Annotated in this window: 17 protein-coding genes; 6 read left to right on the forward strand and 11 right to left on the reverse strand. The window is 72.6% G+C overall.

The annotated features are described in order from the left end of the window. Positions 1–526: 526 nt before the first annotated feature. From AC068Z_RS26620 to AC068Z_RS26630, 3 genes are read left to right on the forward strand one after another with little or no spacing between them, the layout of a single operon-like run. Positions 527–676: a hypothetical protein gene (locus AC068Z_RS26620; RefSeq protein ID WP_478560490.1), complete on the forward strand. Its 150-nt coding sequence runs from the start codon at positions 527–529 to the stop codon at positions 674–676. Beyond that, the gene (locus tag AC068Z_RS26625) at positions 673–1,992 is read left to right on the forward strand and encodes a glutamate-5-semialdehyde dehydrogenase (RefSeq protein WP_478560493.1); all 1,320 of its coding nucleotides are present in this window, start codon (positions 673–675) and stop codon (positions 1,990–1,992) included. The genes AC068Z_RS26620 and AC068Z_RS26625 overlap by 4 nt, the downstream gene beginning before the upstream one ends. A 15-nt stretch (positions 1,993–2,007) precedes the next feature. After that, positions 2,008–2,172 carry a hypothetical protein gene (locus tag AC068Z_RS26630; protein WP_478560496.1) on the forward strand — a complete coding sequence of 55 codons (165 nt, stop codon included), beginning with the start codon at positions 2,008–2,010 and terminating at the stop codon, positions 2,170–2,172. Positions 2,173–2,238: 66 nt separating this feature from the next. On the opposite strand, the gene proB is transcribed toward AC068Z_RS26630, so the two are convergent. From proB to AC068Z_RS26645, 3 genes are read right to left on the reverse strand one after another with little or no spacing between them, the layout of a single operon-like run. Continuing rightward, positions 2,239–3,450 (reverse strand): glutamate 5-kinase, encoded by a 1,212-nt coding sequence (proB, locus tag AC068Z_RS26635; RefSeq protein ID WP_478560499.1) that lies wholly within the window; start codon positions 3,448–3,450, stop codon positions 2,239–2,241. After that, positions 3,447–4,457 (reverse strand): alpha/beta fold hydrolase, encoded by a 1,011-nt coding sequence (locus AC068Z_RS26640; RefSeq protein ID WP_478560502.1) that lies wholly within the window; start codon positions 4,455–4,457, stop codon positions 3,447–3,449. Before AC068Z_RS26640 ends, proB begins: the two co-directional genes overlap by 4 nt. Beyond that, on the reverse strand, positions 4,454–6,367 hold the full coding sequence (locus AC068Z_RS26645) for a WhiB family transcriptional regulator (protein ID WP_478560505.1): 1,914 nt from the start codon (positions 6,365–6,367) through the stop codon (positions 4,454–4,456). The genes AC068Z_RS26640 and AC068Z_RS26645 overlap by 4 nt, the downstream gene beginning before the upstream one ends. 347 nt (positions 6,368–6,714) lie before the next feature. On the opposite strand from AC068Z_RS26645, the gene AC068Z_RS26650 reads away from it, so the two are divergent. Continuing rightward, positions 6,715–7,776, forward strand: coding sequence for a beta-ketoacyl-[acyl-carrier-protein] synthase family protein (locus tag AC068Z_RS26650; RefSeq protein ID WP_478560508.1), 1,062 nt, complete (start codon positions 6,715–6,717; stop codon positions 7,774–7,776). A gap of 174 nt (positions 7,777–7,950) precedes the next feature. Here the strand turns inward: AC068Z_RS26650 and AC068Z_RS26655 are convergent, their stop codons facing one another. The 8 genes from AC068Z_RS26655 to AC068Z_RS26690 form a co-directional block, all read right to left on the reverse strand. Continuing rightward, positions 7,951–8,676, reverse strand: a complete 726-nt coding sequence (locus tag AC068Z_RS26655) for a TetR/AcrR family transcriptional regulator (RefSeq protein WP_478560511.1) — start codon at positions 8,674–8,676, stop codon at positions 7,951–7,953. A gap of 134 nt (positions 8,677–8,810) precedes the next feature. Then, the gene (locus tag AC068Z_RS26660; RefSeq protein WP_478560514.1) at positions 8,811–9,380 is read right to left on the reverse strand and encodes a TetR/AcrR family transcriptional regulator; all 570 of its coding nucleotides are present in this window, start codon (positions 9,378–9,380) and stop codon (positions 8,811–8,813) included. A gap of 118 nt (positions 9,381–9,498) precedes the next feature. After that, positions 9,499–11,121: an FAD-dependent monooxygenase gene (locus AC068Z_RS26665; RefSeq protein ID WP_478560517.1), complete on the reverse strand. Its 1,623-nt coding sequence runs from the start codon at positions 11,119–11,121 to the stop codon at positions 9,499–9,501. Beyond that, on the reverse strand, positions 11,105–12,376 hold the full coding sequence (locus AC068Z_RS26670; protein ID WP_478560520.1) for an MFS transporter: 1,272 nt from the start codon (positions 12,374–12,376) through the stop codon (positions 11,105–11,107). The genes AC068Z_RS26665 and AC068Z_RS26670 overlap by 17 nt, the downstream gene beginning before the upstream one ends. 57 nt (positions 12,377–12,433) lie before the next feature. Then, positions 12,434–12,880, reverse strand: a complete 447-nt coding sequence (locus AC068Z_RS26675) for an SAM-dependent methyltransferase (RefSeq protein WP_478561002.1) — start codon at positions 12,878–12,880, stop codon at positions 12,434–12,436. A 400-nt stretch (positions 12,881–13,280) separates the two neighbouring features. Then, positions 13,281–14,078, reverse strand: a complete 798-nt coding sequence (locus AC068Z_RS26680) for a class I SAM-dependent methyltransferase (RefSeq protein WP_478560523.1) — start codon at positions 14,076–14,078, stop codon at positions 13,281–13,283. A gap of 39 nt (positions 14,079–14,117) precedes the next feature. Beyond that, positions 14,118–14,834 carry an alpha/beta fold hydrolase gene (locus AC068Z_RS26685; protein WP_478560526.1) on the reverse strand — a complete coding sequence of 239 codons (717 nt, stop codon included), beginning with the start codon at positions 14,832–14,834 and terminating at the stop codon, positions 14,118–14,120. 500 nt (positions 14,835–15,334) lie between these two features. Next, on the reverse strand, positions 15,335–15,496 hold the full coding sequence (locus tag AC068Z_RS26690; RefSeq protein ID WP_451724008.1) for a hypothetical protein: 162 nt from the start codon (positions 15,494–15,496) through the stop codon (positions 15,335–15,337). A gap of 425 nt (positions 15,497–15,921) precedes the next feature. Here AC068Z_RS26690 and AC068Z_RS26695 point away from each other — a divergent pair, with 425 nt between their 5' ends. Together AC068Z_RS26695 and AC068Z_RS26700 are read left to right on the forward strand one after the other, a co-directional pair. Beyond that, positions 15,922–16,362 carry a DUF6278 family protein gene (locus AC068Z_RS26695; RefSeq protein WP_478560530.1) on the forward strand — a complete coding sequence of 147 codons (441 nt, stop codon included), beginning with the start codon at positions 15,922–15,924 and terminating at the stop codon, positions 16,360–16,362. A 126-nt stretch (positions 16,363–16,488) separates the two neighbouring features. Next, positions 16,489–17,232, forward strand: a complete 744-nt coding sequence (locus AC068Z_RS26700) for an amino acid ABC transporter ATP-binding protein (RefSeq protein ID WP_478560533.1) — start codon at positions 16,489–16,491, stop codon at positions 17,230–17,232. The last annotated feature ends 17 nt before the right edge of the window (positions 17,233–17,249 follow it).

Genomic DNA, 17,249 nt, shown 5'->3' on the forward strand with positions numbered 1-17,249 from the left:
GTCGGCCGTGGGGTGGTTCCCGCCCGTACCGCCCGTGCGGGTTGCGTGGTCGGGTGCGGGTGGCCCTTGTGGGGCGGAATCGCCGTCGGCGGCTGCGGGGTGCTGGCGGCGTCCGCTCGGCCTCGGCTTCGCCGTCGGCCGTGGGGTGGTTCCCGCCCGTACCGCCCGTGCGGGTTGCGTGGTCGGGTGCGGGTGGCCCTTGTGGGGCGGAATCGCCGTCGGCGGCTGCTGGTGGCGATTGGGGGGGGGTGGGTGTGGCGTCGGTGGCTGGTGGTGGCGGTGGGGTCTCGTTGGGCTCGGTTGGTCTCAGGGTCGGCCTCGCCTGGGGTGTCCGGGCGGGCGTCGGCTCCTTGCCGTTCGTGGGCGTGGAGGCTTGGTCGAGTGTCGGGGCAGGGGGGCTCGGGTGCTGGAAATGCCGGTCTTGTCGGGGGTTCTGGCACGTGTAACGCTCAAGTCGGGTGAGTTCACCAGTCGTTGAGTTCCCGGCGTCCTTCGGGGCGGCGTCCGTACAGCACAGGGAGTTCCTATGAGTGGCACTGGTACGGGTCTCACCGTCGCCCCGGAAGAGGCCGAGGCGCTCGCCTGGGTGATGCTGGCGGAGTTGTCTGGGGCCGAGCCCCCGCCGCCGCCCACCGCCGAGGTGGACTCGGTCGTGGGGGACGGCGGCGGGGAATGACCACCGATGTCTCCGTCGGTACCCGGAGCGAGCGCGCGGAGGCCGGCGAGGGGGACGTGCGGGGCGCTGCCCTCGCCGCCCGGACCGCGGCCCGGCTCCTTGCCGGCATCCACGGTGACGTACGCGACGCCGCGCTGTTCGCCATCGCCCGCCGGCTGACCGTCGACCCCGCCGACATCCTCGCCGCCAACGAACGCGATCTCGCCGCCGCCCGTGCGGCCGGGCTCTCCGCGAGCGTGCTGGACCGGTTGACGCTCACCCGTGAGCACCTGGACGCGCTCGCCGGCACCGTACGCTTCCTCGCCGCCCAGCCGGACCCCGTCGGCGCCGGGGTGGACGGCTCCGTCATGCCCAACGGCCTGGAGGTACGCCGGATACGGGTGCCCCTCGGCGTGGTCGGGATGATCTACGAGGGACGCCCCAACGTCACCGTCGACGCCGCCGCCCTCTGCCTGAAGAGCGGCAACTGCGCGCTGCTGCGCGGCTCGTCGACCGCCCGGCACACCAACACCGCCCTCGTCGCGGCCATGCGCAAGGCGCTCGCGGACACCGGCGTGCCCGTCGACGCCGTGCAGATGGTGCCCGGGACCACGCACGCCGCCGTACGCGAACTCATGTCCCTGCGCGGCCTGGTGGACGTCCTCGTCCCGCGCGGCGGTGCCGAGCTCATCCGGACCACCGTGCGCGAGTCCGCCGTACCCGTGATCGAGACCGGCGTCGGCAACTGCCACGTCTACGTCGACGAACACGCCGATCTCGACAAGGCGCTGGCGATCCTGCTCGACGCCAAGACCCAGCGGACGTCCGTGTGCAACGCCGCCGAGTCGCTGCTCGTCCACGCGGCCGTGGCGCCCGTCTTCCTGCCCCGCGCCCTGTCCGCGCTGGTCGAGCGGGGCGTGCTCGTGCACGGCGACGCACGGGTGCGGGCCTGCCATTCCGCCGTCATCCCGGCCAACGGCGAGGACTGGGGCCGTGAGTACCTCGATCTGGAGATCTCCGCCGCGGTCGTCGGTTCCCTGGACGAGGCCGTCGAACACATCCGCCGGTACGGCACCGGGCACACGGAGGCGATCGTCAGCGACTCGCAGTCCGCCGTACGCCGGTTCGTCGCCGCACTGGACACCGCGGTCGTCGCCGTCAACGCCTCCACCCGCTTCGCCGACGGCGGCCAGCTCGGCCTCGGCACCGAACTCGGCGTATCCACACAGAAGTTGCACGCGCGCGGCCCCATGGGTCTCACCGCGCTGACCACCACCAAGTACGTCCTGGTGGGCGACGGTCACACCAGGGGCGGAACCACCGCCCGACTGACCTAGACGGGAGGTCCGTTCATGCAGATCCGCATCATCACGAAGACGAGGCCGGCGGGCCGGCTCGTGTACCGGGACGACGACGCGCGGCGGGGCCGCCGGCGCGCCGTGCCGGCACCGCCGCTGGGGCTCGCCGGGGTCGAGAACGACCCCGGCGAACTCCACATCGTCCGCAGTATCGACTGATCGCCGGAGCACCACACAGGGCGGCGCCCGTCGGATCCCGCGACGGGCGCCGCCCTGTGTCCGGACTCAGATCCCCGGCCCGCCCGCGTCCCGCGCAGCGTACTCGCGGGCCGGCAGGACCCGTACGCTGACCTGGCGGCGCAGCTGGGCCGGCAGGCCACCACGGGCCGCGGCCGGGAGCAGGACCAGGTCGTCCTGGTGCACCACCTCGCGGCCGGACCGCCCGCGCAGCAGCGACAGCTCCTGGAAGCCGAGCGAGGCGAGACCGCGGGCCACCACACGGCCCTCCTCGTCGAGGAGTTCCACCGGGTCGCCCGCCACGAACTGACCCGCGGCGCGGGTCACCCCCGTCGCGGGCAGCGCCCCCCGCCCCTGGACCAGGGCGTGCACCGCGTCCGCGGTCAACTGCACTGTTCCGCGCGGGCTGCTGGCGTGCTCCAGCCACAGCAGATGGTCCGAGTTGCGGTCCCCGGTGCGGTGGAACAGTGTGCCCGTCTCCCGTCCGGCCAGGGCGTCGGCGGCGTGCCGGGCGGCGGTGAGGACCACCGGCACGCCCGCCCCGGTGGCGATCCGCGCCGCCTCCACCTTGGTCTTCATGCCGCCGGTGCCGACCTTGGACCCGGTGCCGCCCAACTCGACGTGCGCCAGGTCCTGTTGCCCGTGCACGTCCTTCAGGCGCTGCGCCCCGGGCCGCCGGGGGTCGCCGTCGTAGAGGCCGTCGATGTCGGAGAGCAGCACCAGCAGGTCGGCGCGGACGAGGTGGGAGACGAGGGCGGCGAGCCGGTCGTTGTCGCCGAAGCGGATCTCCGACGTCGCCACCGTGTCGTTCTCGTTGACGATCGGCACCGCGCCCATGGACAGCACCTTGGCGAGCGCGCGGTAGGCGTTGCGGTACTGGGCGCGGCGGCCGATGTCGTCGGCGGTGAGCAGGACCTGGCCGACCCGCAGCCCGTAGCGGGCGAAGGAGGCCGTGTACCGGGCGACCAGCAGCCCCTGGCCCACGCAGGCCGCCGCCTGCTGCCCGGCCAGGTCCTGCGGGCGTTCGGTGAGTCCCAGGGGGGCGAGTCCGGCGGCGATGGCGCCCGAGGAGACGAGCACGATCTCGGTGCCGGTGGACCGGGTGCGGGCGAGGACGTCGACGAGCGCGTCCACGCGGTCCGAGTCCAGGCCGCCGACGGCCGTCGTCAGCGAGGACGAACCCACCTTCACCACGATCCGCCGGGCCCTCAGGACGTCGGGGCGCAGGGCCTCGCCCGCCGTGTTCGTGGGCCCGGTCATCGTTCCGCTCCCGTTCCGACGGCGAGTTCCCGAGGCTCGCTCGGGGATGGCTCGCGCCGCTCTCGTAGGTCGCGCAGGAGCGCCTGGACGGTCTCCACGACCAGCACGGGGCGCTCGTACGGCAGGTCATGGCCCTGCTTCGGCACGGTGTACAGGGTCGCTCCCGGTATGTCGTCGGCCAGGCGCTGGGCCTGGGCGGGTGGGGTGTAGCTGTCCAGGGCGCCGACGAGGATCCGGGTCGGCACCCGGCCGAGCGGGCCGAGCCGCCCCGCGCAGTCGTGGGTGGTGAGCGCGGCGAAGAACTCGGCGACGGTCAGCGGCGGGATGGCCCGCATCGCGTGTGCGTCGGCCCGTGCGGAGTCGGTCTGCGGGCCCCGCCCGAACAGGGCGTGCCACAGGGGGGCGGTGGAGGGGTGCGAGAGCGGTCCGGTGAGCAGCCGGTGCACGGTCCTGGCCCAGCCGGGGGAGCGCAACAGGCCGTCGGTCAGCAGCCGTTCGGCCTGCGCCCGCCGCTGCGCGCTCCGGTCCCGGGGGACGAACGGCACCGCTCCGACGTCCTCCACGCAGGTAGAGAACAGCGCGGCGCCGGACACCCAGGGTCCGAACAACTCCGGTCGAGCGGCGGCGAGTTGCTGTACGGCCATACCGCCCATGGAGTGTCCGACGAGCAGGACGGGGCCGTCCTCCGGCGCGGTCGCCCGGCGCAGCACGAGGTCGAGGTCCTGCCCGAGCAGCGCCATGTCCAACGGCGCGGTTCCCCTCGTCGACCGCCCGTGCCCGCGCTGGTCGTAGGTGACCGCGCGCAGGGCGGGGAACCCGGGCCGGGGCCGGGTGAGCGCGTCGATGATCGGCCGCCAGTCGATCGCCGACATGGTCCACCCGTGCGACAGCAGGACGGTGGCCTCGGCGTCCGGTGACCCGTGCGCGTATACGACGATCTCGGCGCCGTCGTCCGTGACGACGGTCCCGGCGAGCCGGCGCGCGTCGAGCGCGCTCGCGGCACTCATGACGTCCCGCCGCGGGGCTTGCCCGGCACGGGCCGGATGGTGATGGTGACCCGAGGACTCCCCGGGGCCACGAAGGTCCGCGCGGACCCACTGGTCAACGTCACCCGGGGCCTCTCCGGCAACCGCCGAGCCTTCAACGCGAGCAACACCCGCATCCGATCCGCCGACACCACCCCCGCCCCCCGCCGCCCCTCCACTCCGAGCGGCTCGGGCGAGGGGTTCAGCGGGACGGGCCGAGGGGCGCGCTGCCCGTCGGGGGTGAGCGGTGTGTGGGCGGGGTGGTGGGGGGTGGTGCGCGGGGTGTGTTGTCCGTCGGGGGTGAGCGGTGTGTGGGCGGGGTTGTGGGGGGTGGTGCCTGGGGTGTGTTGTCCGTCGGGGGTGAGCGGTGTGTGGGCGGGGTTGTGGGGGGTGGTGCCCGGGGTGTGTTGTCCGTCGCGGGCAGGCGCCGCGTAGGCAGCGTTCCGGGGGACGGTCCCCGGGGTGCGCTGTCCGTCAGGGGCGAGCGGGCCGCGGCCCGGCTGTGCGGGGATCGGCCCGCGTGTACGCCGGCCGTCGGGGGCCGGCGGCGCGTATGAGGGGTTCCCGGCGGCGGAACCCGGGGTGCGCCGACCGTCGCCGACGACCGGTCCGCGGGCAGGCTGCGCGGGGATCGCTCCGGGCGCACGCCGACCGCTGGGGGCGAGAGGCCCGCGCGAAGGGTTTGTGGGGACGGCCTTCGCGGCCCGCCGACCGTCAGGGGTGAGTGGTCCGCGTGGCGGGTTCGGGGGTGTCCCGCCGGGCAGTCGTCGCCCGTCAGTGGTGACCTGCGTGCGGGTACGGTCCCCGGGATTCGCGCCCGGCGCGCGTTGACCGTCCGCAGGTGCCGCACCTCGCACACCGCCCGGAGTCGGCCGCCCGTCCGCAGGCGCCGCACCTCGCACACCGCCCGCCGCAACCGTCCGCCCGCCCGCGGGCACCGCGCCCCGCGCACCGCCCGCCGCAACCGGCCCCTCGTCCGCGGGCGCCACACCCCGCGTACCGCCCGCCGAAGTCCGCCGCCCCTCCACCGTCGCCGCGGCCCGCATACCCCCTGCGGTCCCCGCCGCCCCCCGGCCCTCCCCCGTAAGGGCTGACCGAGTGCGGTCCGTAGGTACCGGTCCTGCCGGGTGGCCTCCGGCGGGTGGGATCGGGAGGCGTTCCGGGGGCGTGGCCCGGCCTCGGGTGCCGTAGCCGGAGAGCGGCGTCCGGCCCAGGGCCGTCACGCCGCTGCGTATCTCGGGGCGTTCGACGCCGACCACCCCCTGCTCCCCGGCCGGCCGGCGCACCCGCTTGCGCGGTGCCCGGGGCGTCGGCATGCCGCTCACCGGGCCGCGTGTGCAGGAGGACGCCAACTCAGCCAGTTGCCATGCCTGTTGGACCTGTCCGAAGCTGATGCCGAGGGCGCCCGCGATACGGCGCGGAGTCCAGCCGTGCCGACGCAGGTACCACACGTACGCCGGCCGCTCCCGGGGCGTCGCGCTCAACCTGCGCCCGCCGCCCGCCAGATACGCGGCCAGTTGCGCGCCGGTGGCCTCCAGCGTGCCGGCGACACGCAGCAGCTCACGTCGTTCCCGCGCGTTGAACCCGCCCCAGATCCCGGCGCCCTCGTCGCGCAGCAGTGCCTCGCGCAGACACTCCCGGGCCACCGGGCAGCGCCCGCACAGCCGTTTGGCGATGGCCTCCCGGTCGAGGCCGCCGGAGGCTCCGGGGAGCGGGAAGAACGTCTCGGGGTCGGTGTCGCGGCAGGCCGCGCGCTCGGTCCAGGGGTCGGGGTCCGCGTGGTGCGGTGGTGCGTGCATGGCGGTCGGCCCTTTCTCGGTGTGATCCCGGTGGCCGGTGCAAGCGGTTGTCCGCGGCCGGTGTCTCGGCTGTCCGCCCGGATTGAATTCCATGCGCGTTGAATTTCGCTCTAGTTGGAGTCAACTCCGCTCTCGTACCTTCGAGTTCAGAGGCCAGCCCGGGAAGCCACCGGTATCAGAGGGCCTCTGACGCAACGTTTCTGCACCACCTTGTGCCGCCGTGCGCGCCCGTTCGTCGTGTGCGCCCTCGGCGAGTAGCGCCTCTCAGGCGCGCGCGAAGGACAGCACCGTCAGACACCGGGGGGAGTGTTCGGCATGCGCAGATTTCCATGGCGAGAGTCAACGAACGGCGACTGCGACGCCGTTCGGGTGCCAAACCACCGGGCTGGACGTGATCAGTGCCTTCTTCACCAGTTGGCTTCCACCGCTTTGGAGATCTCGTGACCGTCGTCACCGCGCCCGTCGTCGCTCTGCCCCGCCATCAGGTCACAACCGACGAACTCGTCGAACAGATCGTGGAGTTGTACCCGGACCATCCGCGGCTCGAGTCTGCCTGCCGGGCCATTCGTGCCACCACCGTCCAGACGCGCTGGTACACCCGTCCCCCCGGCGAACGGCTGGCCACGCCGCACTCGCTCGCCCAGCAGGCCCGCGACCACCTGCACGACTCCGTGGAGCTGGCCGAGCGGGCCGCCCTGGGAGCGCTGCGGGAAGCCGGCGTGGTGCCCGGTGAAGTCGACGCCGTGGTGGTGACCAGTGCGACTGGACACACCATGCCCGGGCTCGACGTCCGGCTGGTGCAGCGGCTGGGGCTGCGGCCGTCGGTCAGGCGGATAGCCGTGACCCAGGTCGGCTGCTGCGGTGGGGTGTTCGGCCTCTCCACCGCCATGGAGCTGGTCGCCGCCCGTCCGGCCGCCACGGTCCTGGTGGTCTGCGCAGACGTGTTCAGCTACTACCTCAATCCCGTCGACACCGGCATGGACGGGATGATCTTCAAGGGCCTCTTCGGTGACGCGGCCGGCGCCTGCGTGGTACGCGGCCGGGCGAACGGCCCCCACATGGAGCTCCTCAGTTCCTGGGAGTGCCTGCACTCCGGCAGTCAGGACGTGGTCGGTACCCGTACGTCGGGCGACGGACTGCACGGCTACAACTCGCCGGAGCTGCTGAACGCGATCCGGGGTGTTCTGCCGAGGCTGAACGACTGGCTGGACGCCTCGGCGCCGGCCGACTGCGGCGGCGCCCCGGAGTTCGTCGTCTCGCACACCGGGGGCCCCAAGATCATCGATACCCTCGCCGCCGGTCTCGGCGGACCGCCCTTGTTGTTCGGCCCGACCCGTGACTCGCTGCGCGACGTGGGCAACGTCGGTTCGGTCTCCGCGCTGGAGGTGCTGGAGCGGACCTTCGCCAAACCGCCTGCTGACGGGGCGCGCGGACTGCTGCTGGCGGTCGGGCCGGGCGTCACCATGATGGCCGTGAAGGCCGTCTGGCACGACGGCGTCTGACGCGGATACCCGCGGCGAGGCGATAAGCCGGACCTGTGAACCGAAGAGACCCGGAGGGCCCCAGGGGGCCTTCCGGGTCCATGTCGTGCCCTGTGCGACGGCCGAGGGGGCTTGGCCCGCCGGGCTCTTCCCGGCTTCCGGGCGGGCGACGCGACCGGTCCCGACAGTGAGCGCCTAGCCCTCCACGCGCTCACCCGGCCTGCGGGGCTCCAGGTCGATGGACAGGCGCAGCTCGAGGGCCGGTACCACCCAGGCGATGAACTCGTCGTACTCCATGTCCGCCAAAGGCTGGACCTTCAGGACGTAGCGCAGGATGGCCAGCCCGATGATGTGGGCAGAGGCCAGTGCCGCGCGGGCTTCGGAGTCCGCGACCTCCTTGTAGCCCGTCGAATTCGTCCAGGCCTTGGTGCTCGCCTCGATCCGGTACCTGAGCACGTCCGACGTGACGCTGTCGGCGAGTCCCGCGCGGTAGATGGCGGTCATGGCGTAGCGCGTGTGGTCGTTCTCCCAGAAGGAGAAGTAGGTGTGGGCGAGCCAGGTCGCCTCGGAGGTGGCGTCGTCGGCGATCGGCATGCCGTCGAAGGCGGCCGAGACGCTGAAGGAGGAGTTGACCGCGGCGTCGAACACTCCCTCCTTGTTGGTGAAGAAGTGATGCACCAGGGCCGGGTCCACGCCCGCCCGCTCGGCGATCGCGCGGATGGTCGTCCGGGCGTACCCGCGGTCCGCGAAGAGATGGAGCGCAGATTCCAGGATCTGTTCCCTGGTGCCGCTGTCGCCGGGGCGGCGTCCGCTGCGGGCGCGCTTCGGTCGCGTCCGCCGGGCCGGCGGAACGTCTGTGGAACCGGTCCTCTCGGGCTCCCCCGAGGCGGAAGCGGAACCGTTGGAACGCCTGGAAGTCATGAGATCACTGCACTCTGGATGGGGAGCTTCGGAACAAGAATTCACTGTACAGTGAAAATATCTTATCAGGTGGGACACCTCGAGACCATGAACATGCGGAGTCTTGGGTTCTTCCTTACTTCGACCGTTCCTGTTCACTCCGCCGCCAGAACTGTTCGCATCGAGGGGGCGATCAGCTCCGCCAGCGCCGCCACCGGCAGATCGGCGATCGGCCGGAGCCGCAGGACGTAGCGCGTGAAGGCCACACCCAGCAACTGAGCGGCCAGTATCCCGCTGCACACCGCCGCCCGCTCCGCGCCCAGGGCGCCGCGCAGACTGCTGGTGAACTGCTCGTGCAGCATCTGCCGCAGATGCTCCGCCGCCCGTTCGTTGGTCGCCGCGCAGCGCAGCAGCAGCCGCATCGAGCCCTCGTCCAGGTCGTCCTCCCACGGCGCGAGGAAGCGCGTGATCAGCTCCTGCGGAAGCAGCCGCGCGGGAGTGCCCGTGAGGTCGGGTAGACCCAGGTCGACGTCGAGCGCCGCGTCGAAGAGCTGCTCCTTGCTGCCGAAGTAGCGCATGACCATGGACGGGTCGATGGACGCCGTCGCCGCGATGGCCCGTATCGTCGACCGCTGGTAACCGTCGGCAGCGAAGTGCATCCGCGCCGCGCGCAGTATGGCCTCGCGGGTGCGCTGGGAACGCGTCGACAGCAGCCGTTGTGCCATGGCGACGAGCCTTTCTGCGTCCTGTGCGTGCGCGTGCCCGCGCGGCGGTGGCCCGCCGCGCGGGACGCGGGTCGAGAGATCCGGCCGGGCTGAGAGGGTCCTGCACGGTGTCCTCTCGTCACGTGTGCTCGGCGCGAGCGGGCTCCGTTTCGGGTGCCTCAACCTGTTCCCCCTGGGCCGGCCGGGCCGGGGCGGCGGTGGCGGCGGGCGGCCGGCGCCGCGGGGTCGGGCCCTCGGTGCCGCACCAGCGGTGCAGCGCCTGTCGTACGCGCTGTTGCCGGCCGACGGGCGAGGAGGTGCTGTCCACCCAGGCAGCGTAGCCGTCCGGGCGGACCAACACCGTACTGATGCCCGCGAGTTGGGGAAGCGGACCGTCGACCCGGACCGGGCAGACCCGCGAGCCCCAGGCGTCCGCGAGCTCGGCGGCGGCGCCGTCCGCGCTCACGTCGAGCAACAGGAACCTTCCGTCACGCATGAGTTCGTACAGCCGCACCGGAGCCCCCTCCGCCTGCGGCACCGCGAGGTCCGGCACCCGCTGTCCGGGGCGCAGCCGCGCGCCGCCCAGCGCGACGGGACGGCCCCGACCGGCGTACCCGGTCCGCAGCCCCGAGAGCGCCTCGCCCGCCAACTTCTGGATCCTGCGCCGCCCGAGGAGCCGCGCCAGCACCATCCGGCGCAGCCCCGTCACCACCGGCGAGGGGTGGGTCGCCATCCGGGTGGCGTGGTCGGTGGCCTTCAGGATCCGCTGCGCCTGCGGCCGGCGCTCGCTCTGGTAGGTGTCGAGCAGTCCGGCCGGCGCCCAGCCCTGGAGCGTGGCGGCCAGCTTCCAGCCGAGGTTGACGGCGTCCTGGATACCGAGGTTGAGGCCCTGTCCGCCGAGCGGGGAGTGCAGATGCGCCGCGTCGCCCGCCAGCAGCACCCGGCCGGTGCGGTACTGGTCGGCGAGCCGCTGGTGGATTTTGAAGCGGGCCAGCCACCGCGGATCGTGCGGCTTCGGGTCGAAGCCGAGCACCTCCGTCAGCCGCTCCGACAGCTCCTCCAGCGTCACCTCGTCCCGCGTCCACGGGTGGCCCCGGTGCCCCACCGCGACCCGGTAGAACCCGTCCCCGAACGGCACCGACACCATCATCGCGCCGCGCCCGGTCAGGATCGTCACGTCCTCCGGCGGCGGGGTCTCCAGCCGTACGTCCGCGAGGATCGGCGCGATGTCGTACGTACGGCCGCGGAAGGCGATCCCCGACAGCTCGCGCACCGCGCTGTGCGCGCCGTCGCAGCCCACCACGTAGTCGGCGGACTCCTCCCACTCGCCGGACTCGGTGCGCACCTGCAGCCGTACCCCGGTGGCGTCCTGCTCCAGGCCGAACACCTCGGCCCCGCGCTGCACGATCACCCCGAGGTCGATCGCGCGCTGCTGCAGCGCCTCCTCGGTGCGGCTCTGCGGGACCACGTACAAGGCCGGAAAGGGACTGTCGATCGCGGTGAAGTCGATCGTGGCGCCCTGCGCCGGCAGCATCCGGCCGACCGGCCGGCCCACCGCGGTGAGCGAGTCGGCGTGCCCGCGCAGATCGAGCACCTCCAGCGTCCTCGCGTACAGGGCCATGGCACGGGACTGCCCGGACGACTCGGTACGGCGCTCCAGCACGGTGCAGGCGACGCCGGCGGCGGCGAGTTCACAGGCCAGCGCGAGGCCGGTCGGTCCCGCACCGACGATGATGACGGATTGCTCAGGGGTGGGTGCCATGGGTCTCTCCTTGGACATAGGTCAGCGATACGGCCGGTGCGGTCGGCGCACCGGAAACGGCGGACGGCCGGCCGGCTCGCGCCGACCAGGCACCCGAGCCGAGCGCCAGGGCACCGAGCAGCAGCCAGCCCACGGCGCCGGGCTCCACCACGAGGAACGTGACGACGAGCGGACCGTAGGTGTTGCGGGCGGCGTTGCCCAGGCTGAAGAAGGCCAGATAGACCTGGCGCCGGTCCTCCGGCGCGAGGTCGTAGGAGATCGCCCAGGCGCCCGCCTGCTGGTACATCTCCGCGAACGCCTGGAACACCACCGCGCCGAGCAGCACCGTCACCGCGGCGGCCGTCGGCAGCGCCCCGGTGGCGGCCGACGCGCAGCAACAGGCGGCGAGCAGCAGCCCGCTCAGCCGCAGCGCGCGGCCGCCGTCCTCGGCGGACTCGATGCCGCGGGCCGCGCGCACCTGGAAGAGCACCACGACGGCCGTGTTGAGCACCAGCGTCCAGGCGATCACGGACCGGGGCAGCTCGTCGTGGGCCAGCACCCACAGCGGGATGCCGACGGTCAGCACCGTCACATGCAGGCTCGCCACGGAGTTGAGGCAGGTCAGCACGGTGAACCGGCGGTCCCGGAAAACAGCGAGCCGCCGCCTCCACGGCAGCGGCCGGCCCTTGCCGGCCCCGTCCGCCCGCAACCGGGTCAGCACGGCCGCGGCCAGCACGAACGACAGCGCGTTGACGTACACGACGGTCAGGTACACGCCGTCGCTGTCCCGCAGCAGCGCCCCGGCGGCCGCGAGACCGCCGAGCGCGAGCCCCAGGTTCTGCAGCGACCGCGCCGTGCCCATCGCGCGCACCCGCTGCCCGGCGTCCACGGCCGTCCCGAGCAGCCCCTGCACCAGCGGCGAGGCGGCGCGGTCGGCCACCGCGAGCAGGGAGACCACGAGCAGGAAGGACCCGAAGGAGGACGCGAACGGGTAGCACGCCAGCAGCGCCGCCCGGGTCAGATGGGCGGCGATCAGCATCCGGCGCGGTCCCGCCCGGTCCGCCAGGATCCCGGTGGGCACCAGCAGCGCGAAGGACACCGCGCCCGCGACGCCCAGGCCGAGCCCCACCTCGGCGCTGCCCAGGTCCAGGTAGCGGGTGAGGAAGACGACGGAGACCGCCATGTGGAGCCCGCTGCCGAGCGCGTCCACGAACACCGCGGCCAGCAGCGCGAGCGCGCTGCGCGGCAACCGCTGCCGCGCGGCGGACTTCTTCATGCCGGCTCCGATCGTCGGAGGTTCAGTGGGCGGCGGAGGATCAGGGGCGGTCCCGCATCAGTAGTAGTGCCGCATCAACTCGTCGACCCACGCGGGCTGTACGACGTCCTCGCGCGGGCCGAACTGCGTCAGATACGGCTTGAGGTCGAGCACCGGTGTGCCGTCCACGGCGTCCAGGCCGCGCACATGGATGTCGAGCCCGTCCACCTTCAGCAGCCTGCAGCGCGAGACCCCGATGCGGTTGGGGCGGTTCTTCGCGCGCTGGGCGAAGATCCCGGCCCGCGGCCAGTCGGGGTTGCCGCGCGGATGCCGGGCCCCGGTGTGGATCTTCTCCGGTGCCACCCGGTGGAAGTGGAAGACGACCTCCAGGTGGGAGAAGGTGTCGAGGCCCAGCAGTGCCTCGGGGGTGAACCGCTGGGCGTCCAGCCGGATCACCGAGGTCACGTCGCCCCAGTGGTCGTCGGAGAGGCCGGAGCGGTCGGTGTGCACGCGCCCGATCGGCACCAGGTCGGTCACGGCGTCCGGCCGGGGCTCCTCCAGGTGCGCGAACCAGACCTCGTCCCGGACCAGCAACTCACCGGTGACGGCCCGCTGCACGGTCAGGAAGATCTCGTCCGCCGGCACCTGGAGCAGTTCCGCGAGCCGCTCCTGGAGAAGCAGTACCAGCGCGCGCAGTTGGTCCTTGCCGAAACTCTCCTTGCACACCACGAACCCGACCGGGGCCGGGCGGACGTCACGGCTACGCCATTCGGGCCGGTGATAGGTTCCCGGCTCGAGCCGCTGCCACCACACCCAGCAGCGACCGGCGGGCAACTCCAGTAACTCCGTGACGTCGCAGGCGAGTCGCTCCAGGACGGCGCGGCCGGGGCCCGCGTCGGGTGAGAACAGCCTGATGATCGGCATGTCAGCCCACCCCGCCCAGCGGCTTGACGCCGATCGCCAGGCAGGTCCGTACGAGGACGAGGAACTCGTCGCCGCACCGGCGGATCCCCAGCGCCTCACGGTGGGCCGCCGGCGCCCCCGCGACCCGGAGGCGGATCGCGGCCTCTTTCCCGGGGCTGTGCGAGGCGGTCTCGCACCAGCGTCTCACCGGCGCCCCGGCCGGGCTCTCCACCCGGCTGCCGCGCGCGGCCTCGACCTCGAGACCGGCGCCCCGGAAGAAGCGCACCGAGCTTTCCACGAGGTGGCTGCGACGGTGTCCGGGGTCGCGCGGATTCTCCGACTCGTGGCCGAGCGCGTCGATCACAGGGTCCGCGGGGCCCTCCGGGTCGATCACCGCGAGCCGCCCTCCGGGGCGCGGCAGCCGAGTCGTCTCCCGGACGGCCTTCGGCCCGTCGGGGAAGCGGGGCGCGGCGAGCCCGGACACGACCAGCTCGAACGAGCCGCCGGGATGGGGGAGCCGGTCGACCGCCGCCCGCACGGTCCGTTCCGCCATCGACCGCCGCGCGGCGAGTCGCCGGACCGTCTCCAGCGGCGCGGGGTCCTGGCCGGCACTCACCGTACGGTCCGGGAACTCGTCCGCGAAGGACAGGGCCGGCCCGCCGGTGCCGCAGGCGACGTCGCGGAGGGCGCTGCCGGTCCGGTGCCCGAGCACTTGGTGCGGAGCCCGCGTCGTGGGGCACGGCCGGTGGAGCCCGCCTGCGGCGAGGTCGTCGTCGGTGCCTGCGTCCTGCCGACCGGAGAGGGTCTCACTGGCGGGCATCTGATTCCCTTTCCCGTGGTGCTGCGAACTGACGTGACGTCATGAACCGACGCCGACGAGCGAGGTGAGAACCGGCAGCGGATCGCGCGCCGGGCCGGGCCCGCAGGGATGCAGGGTGTGACCCAGCCCTTCGAGCACATGGACCCGGACCGCGGGCGAGTGGGTGCCGATCAGCCGGCGGGCGGACCAGTCGGCGTACATGGCCGGCTCGAACACCACGGGCGGAAGTTCGTCCTCGGCACCCTCGGTCAGATAACCGACCAGGTCGAAACCGCCGTAGATCAGCTCGATCAGGGGAATCCGCGAGGTCAGGAAGGTGTCCGTCTCCACCACCGTGCCGATCAGGACGACGCGGTCCGCGCGCGGCGGCGCGCCCGACTCCAGGAGCCGCAGCAGCGCCTGCCCGCCGAGCGAGAAGCCCACGAGGCAGAGCGGGCCGGTCATCAGATGCCGGTTGCCGTCCAGCAGTCCTCCGAGCCGCCCCGCGCGTCTGAGCTCATCGCTCGCCGAGGCGGGCGCGAGGAGGTCACGGGCGGGCATGTCGCACTGCAACACCTGGGCTCCGGAGCCGACCAGACGCTCCGTCAGGCGGTCGAGGAGGAGGTCGTCGCGGCCCTCGCCGTCGAGAGCGGAGACCGTGCCGGGACCGGCGAGCAGCACGGTCGAGCGGGCCGGGCCGGCGGGAAACGACCGCCGGGTGCGGTAGGCGGTGCCGTCCGGCTCCCGGCGCCACTGGACATGACAGTGAACGCTCATGGGCGCACCTCCGGTCGGCCGTGGGCCGGGCGCTCGCCACGGCCCCTTGCGTTGCGGGGAGTTGGGTGCACACCCTGGAGGACAGCCCGTCGCAGAACGCCTCGACACCGAACGGGGTCGCCGTGGAGGAGGACGTCGCCGGCGTGCGAGTGCCGCGTCACTCCGGTGCCGCCGGAGGTGTTCCAGCCGCTCGCGAGAGTCCGGTGCACCGGCGACGGCGGAGCGATGTCCGTGTCCGCGTCACCCGAGCCGATCGTCTCGCCCATCGCGGTCTCCTCTCCTGTTCCGGCCCGGGCGCTGTGGAAGGCCGCGCCGCGCCCGGCGTTCGCGCGGCCCTTCCCGGCCCGTCCCTCACGGGCCGGGAAGGCCGTGCAGCGCTCGCCCCGAATCCGATCCCTCGGCGGCACCGGGGTTCCCTCGAGCGCTCTTCCGCGGACCCGTCCCTCTACGAGCCCGGGGGGTTTCGCTGTGCTTCGGTTCGTGTAGCCGCGGCAGTGGGGTCAGACCTCGACCTCGATGACCGTCGGCTCCGTGATGTTGGTGGCTTCCAGCAGGAGCGTCTCGCTGGGCGCGGTGGCCGAGGCGGCGCTGACCGCGCTGAGCGTGACGCCGTCCGGGCTCGGCTCCAGGTGGATTCGGATGACCTTGGTCTCTTCGGGCATGTCCGTGTTCCCTTCGATGAGGGGCGGCAGCGATCGCGCCGCCCGCGGACGGGGCCCGCTCACGACGCTGGGAGCGGGGTCGGTGGGTGTCCGGCGAGAGCGCTGGGCACGGTCGGCACGCGGCCCCTCGGGCCCGGTCCGACGCGGGGTGGCATGGCCGGCGTACGTCCGGTCCGGAACGGCGTGATCGTGGCGGAGAAGGGCGTACGACGGTGGGCAGAAGGGGCGGCCGATCCGCCCTCGGTCACCTGGAATGGGATCTTCCGCACGGGTCCCCGCCTCCCGGAAGGCCAAAGTCAACATCCGTTGAACTCATGACCTGATGAACTCTACGGAGGATGAATAAGCTTTGGCAAGAGGTTTCCGGGTGGCTGGTTCCCGCGCGCCGGTGGTGCCGGTGGCATGGTCGGTGCGAGGCTGAGCGTATGAACATCCCTTTCCTCGGCGGCTGGCGCAGACGGCGCGGTCCCGCCTTCGGCGTCGCGGTGTTCTCCGATGGTGACGACAGCCACGAGGGCATCGCGGAACTGCTCTCCGAGTGCGATCTGCTGCGTTCCCAGGCGGCCCGGGAGGGGGTCCGTCTCGACGACTCCGCGGCCTCGCTGGAGGCCCTCGACCAGCTGATTCCGCGCTGGCGGGACGACGAGGAAGTGCTGCCCTGGCTCGGCAACGACGCCGGCCTCTACCTCGGCACGGTCATCGTGCGCACGGTCCCGGGCGCACAGTGGGAAATCTGGCCCAACGGCCAGCCTGTCGTACGGCTCTCCTCGGGCCGTGAGTTCGATGTCGTCGCCTCCGGGCACGAATGGGCCTCCAGTGGCGTGCCGGAGCTGTCGCAGCTCTACGGCGAAGTCGCGGAGGCGTGAATCAGTGGCCTGAGCTGCGGTTTAAATACGGCTTATGCCCGAAAAGTGCGTGTCGGCCGTTAACGCCCGTCTTATCTGGGTAGTTTGCGGCAACCACGACACAGCTGAGAGCGAGTGGGGCTGGGCATGGTCGTCGATCCGCTGATCGAGCTGCGTGACGTCAACAAGTACTTCGGTGAGCTGCACGTCCTCCAGGACGTCAACCTCACCGTCGGCAAGGGGGAGGTGGTCGTGGTCATCGGCCCTTCGGGGTCGGGCAAGTCGACCCTGTGCAGGGCGATCAACCGGCTGGAGACCATCCACTCCGGCACGATCCTGCTCGACGGGCAGCCCCTGCCCGACGAGGGCAAGCCCCTCGCGCGCCTGCGCGCGGACGTCGGCATGGTCTTCCAGTCCTTCAACCTCTTCGCCCACAAGACCGTGCTGCAGAACATCTCGCTGGGCCAGGTCAAGGTCCGCGGACGCAAGAAGGAGCAGGCGGACAAGCGCTCGCGGGAACTCCTGGACCGGGTGGGACTCGCCGACCAGGCAGACAAGTTCCCGGCCCAGCTCTCCGGCGGCCAGCAGCAGCGGGTGGCCATCGCCCGCGCCCTCGCGATGGACCCCAAGGTCATGCTCTTCGACGAGCCGACCTCGGCGCTCGACCCCGAGATGATCAACGAAGTCCTCGAGGTGATGCGCCAATTGGCCCACGAGGGCATGACCATGGTCGTGGTCACCCATGAGATGGGCTTCGCCCGGTCCGCGGCCAACCGCGTGGTCTTCATGTCCGACGGCCGCATCGTCGAGGACCGCGATCCCGAGGGGTTCTTCACCACCCCGGAGAGCGCGCGCGCCCGGGACTTCCTGTCCAAGATCCTCAAGCACTGAGCGGGGAGTGCGACCCA

This window comes from Streptomyces sp. NPDC043726 (genome assembly GCF_056436565.1).

Excerpts from the sequence above, each read along its gene's own strand:
- AC068Z_RS26620 (WP_478560490.1), top strand. The coding sequence starts at position 527 with ATGAGTGGCACTGGTACGGGTCTCACCGTCGCCCCGGAAGAGGCCGAG.
- AC068Z_RS26695 (WP_478560530.1), top strand. The coding sequence starts at position 15,922 with ATGAACATCCCTTTCCTCGGCGGCTGGCGCAGACGGCGCGGTCCCGCC.
- AC068Z_RS26640 (WP_478560502.1), bottom strand. The coding sequence starts at position 4,457 with ATGAGTGCCGCGAGCGCGCTCGACGCGCGCCGGCTCGCCGGGACCGTC.
- AC068Z_RS26680 (WP_478560523.1), bottom strand. The coding sequence starts at position 14,078 with ATGCCCGCCAGTGAGACCCTCTCCGGTCGGCAGGACGCAGGCACCGAC.
- AC068Z_RS26665 (WP_478560517.1), bottom strand. The coding sequence starts at position 11,121 with ATGGCACCCACCCCTGAGCAATCCGTCATCATCGTCGGTGCGGGACCG.
- AC068Z_RS26670 (WP_478560520.1), bottom strand. The coding sequence starts at position 12,376 with ATGAAGAAGTCCGCCGCGCGGCAGCGGTTGCCGCGCAGCGCGCTCGCG.
- AC068Z_RS26700 (WP_478560533.1), top strand. The coding sequence starts at position 16,489 with ATGGTCGTCGATCCGCTGATCGAGCTGCGTGACGTCAACAAGTACTTC.
- AC068Z_RS26630 (WP_478560496.1), top strand. The coding sequence starts at position 2,008 with ATGCAGATCCGCATCATCACGAAGACGAGGCCGGCGGGCCGGCTCGTG.
- AC068Z_RS26625 (WP_478560493.1), top strand. The coding sequence starts at position 673 with ATGACCACCGATGTCTCCGTCGGTACCCGGAGCGAGCGCGCGGAGGCC.
- AC068Z_RS26690 (WP_451724008.1), bottom strand. The coding sequence starts at position 15,496 with ATGCCCGAAGAGACCAAGGTCATCCGAATCCACCTGGAGCCGAGCCCG.
- AC068Z_RS26645 (WP_478560505.1), bottom strand. The coding sequence starts at position 6,367 with ATGGAATTCAATCCGGGCGGACAGCCGAGACACCGGCCGCGGACAACC.
- AC068Z_RS26660 (WP_478560514.1), bottom strand. The coding sequence starts at position 9,380 with ATGGCACAACGGCTGCTGTCGACGCGTTCCCAGCGCACCCGCGAGGCC.
- AC068Z_RS26655 (WP_478560511.1), bottom strand. The coding sequence starts at position 8,676 with ATGACTTCCAGGCGTTCCAACGGTTCCGCTTCCGCCTCGGGGGAGCCC.
- AC068Z_RS26685 (WP_478560526.1), bottom strand. The coding sequence starts at position 14,834 with ATGAGCGTTCACTGTCATGTCCAGTGGCGCCGGGAGCCGGACGGCACC.
- proB (WP_478560499.1), bottom strand. The coding sequence starts at position 3,450 with ATGACCGGGCCCACGAACACGGCGGGCGAGGCCCTGCGCCCCGACGTC.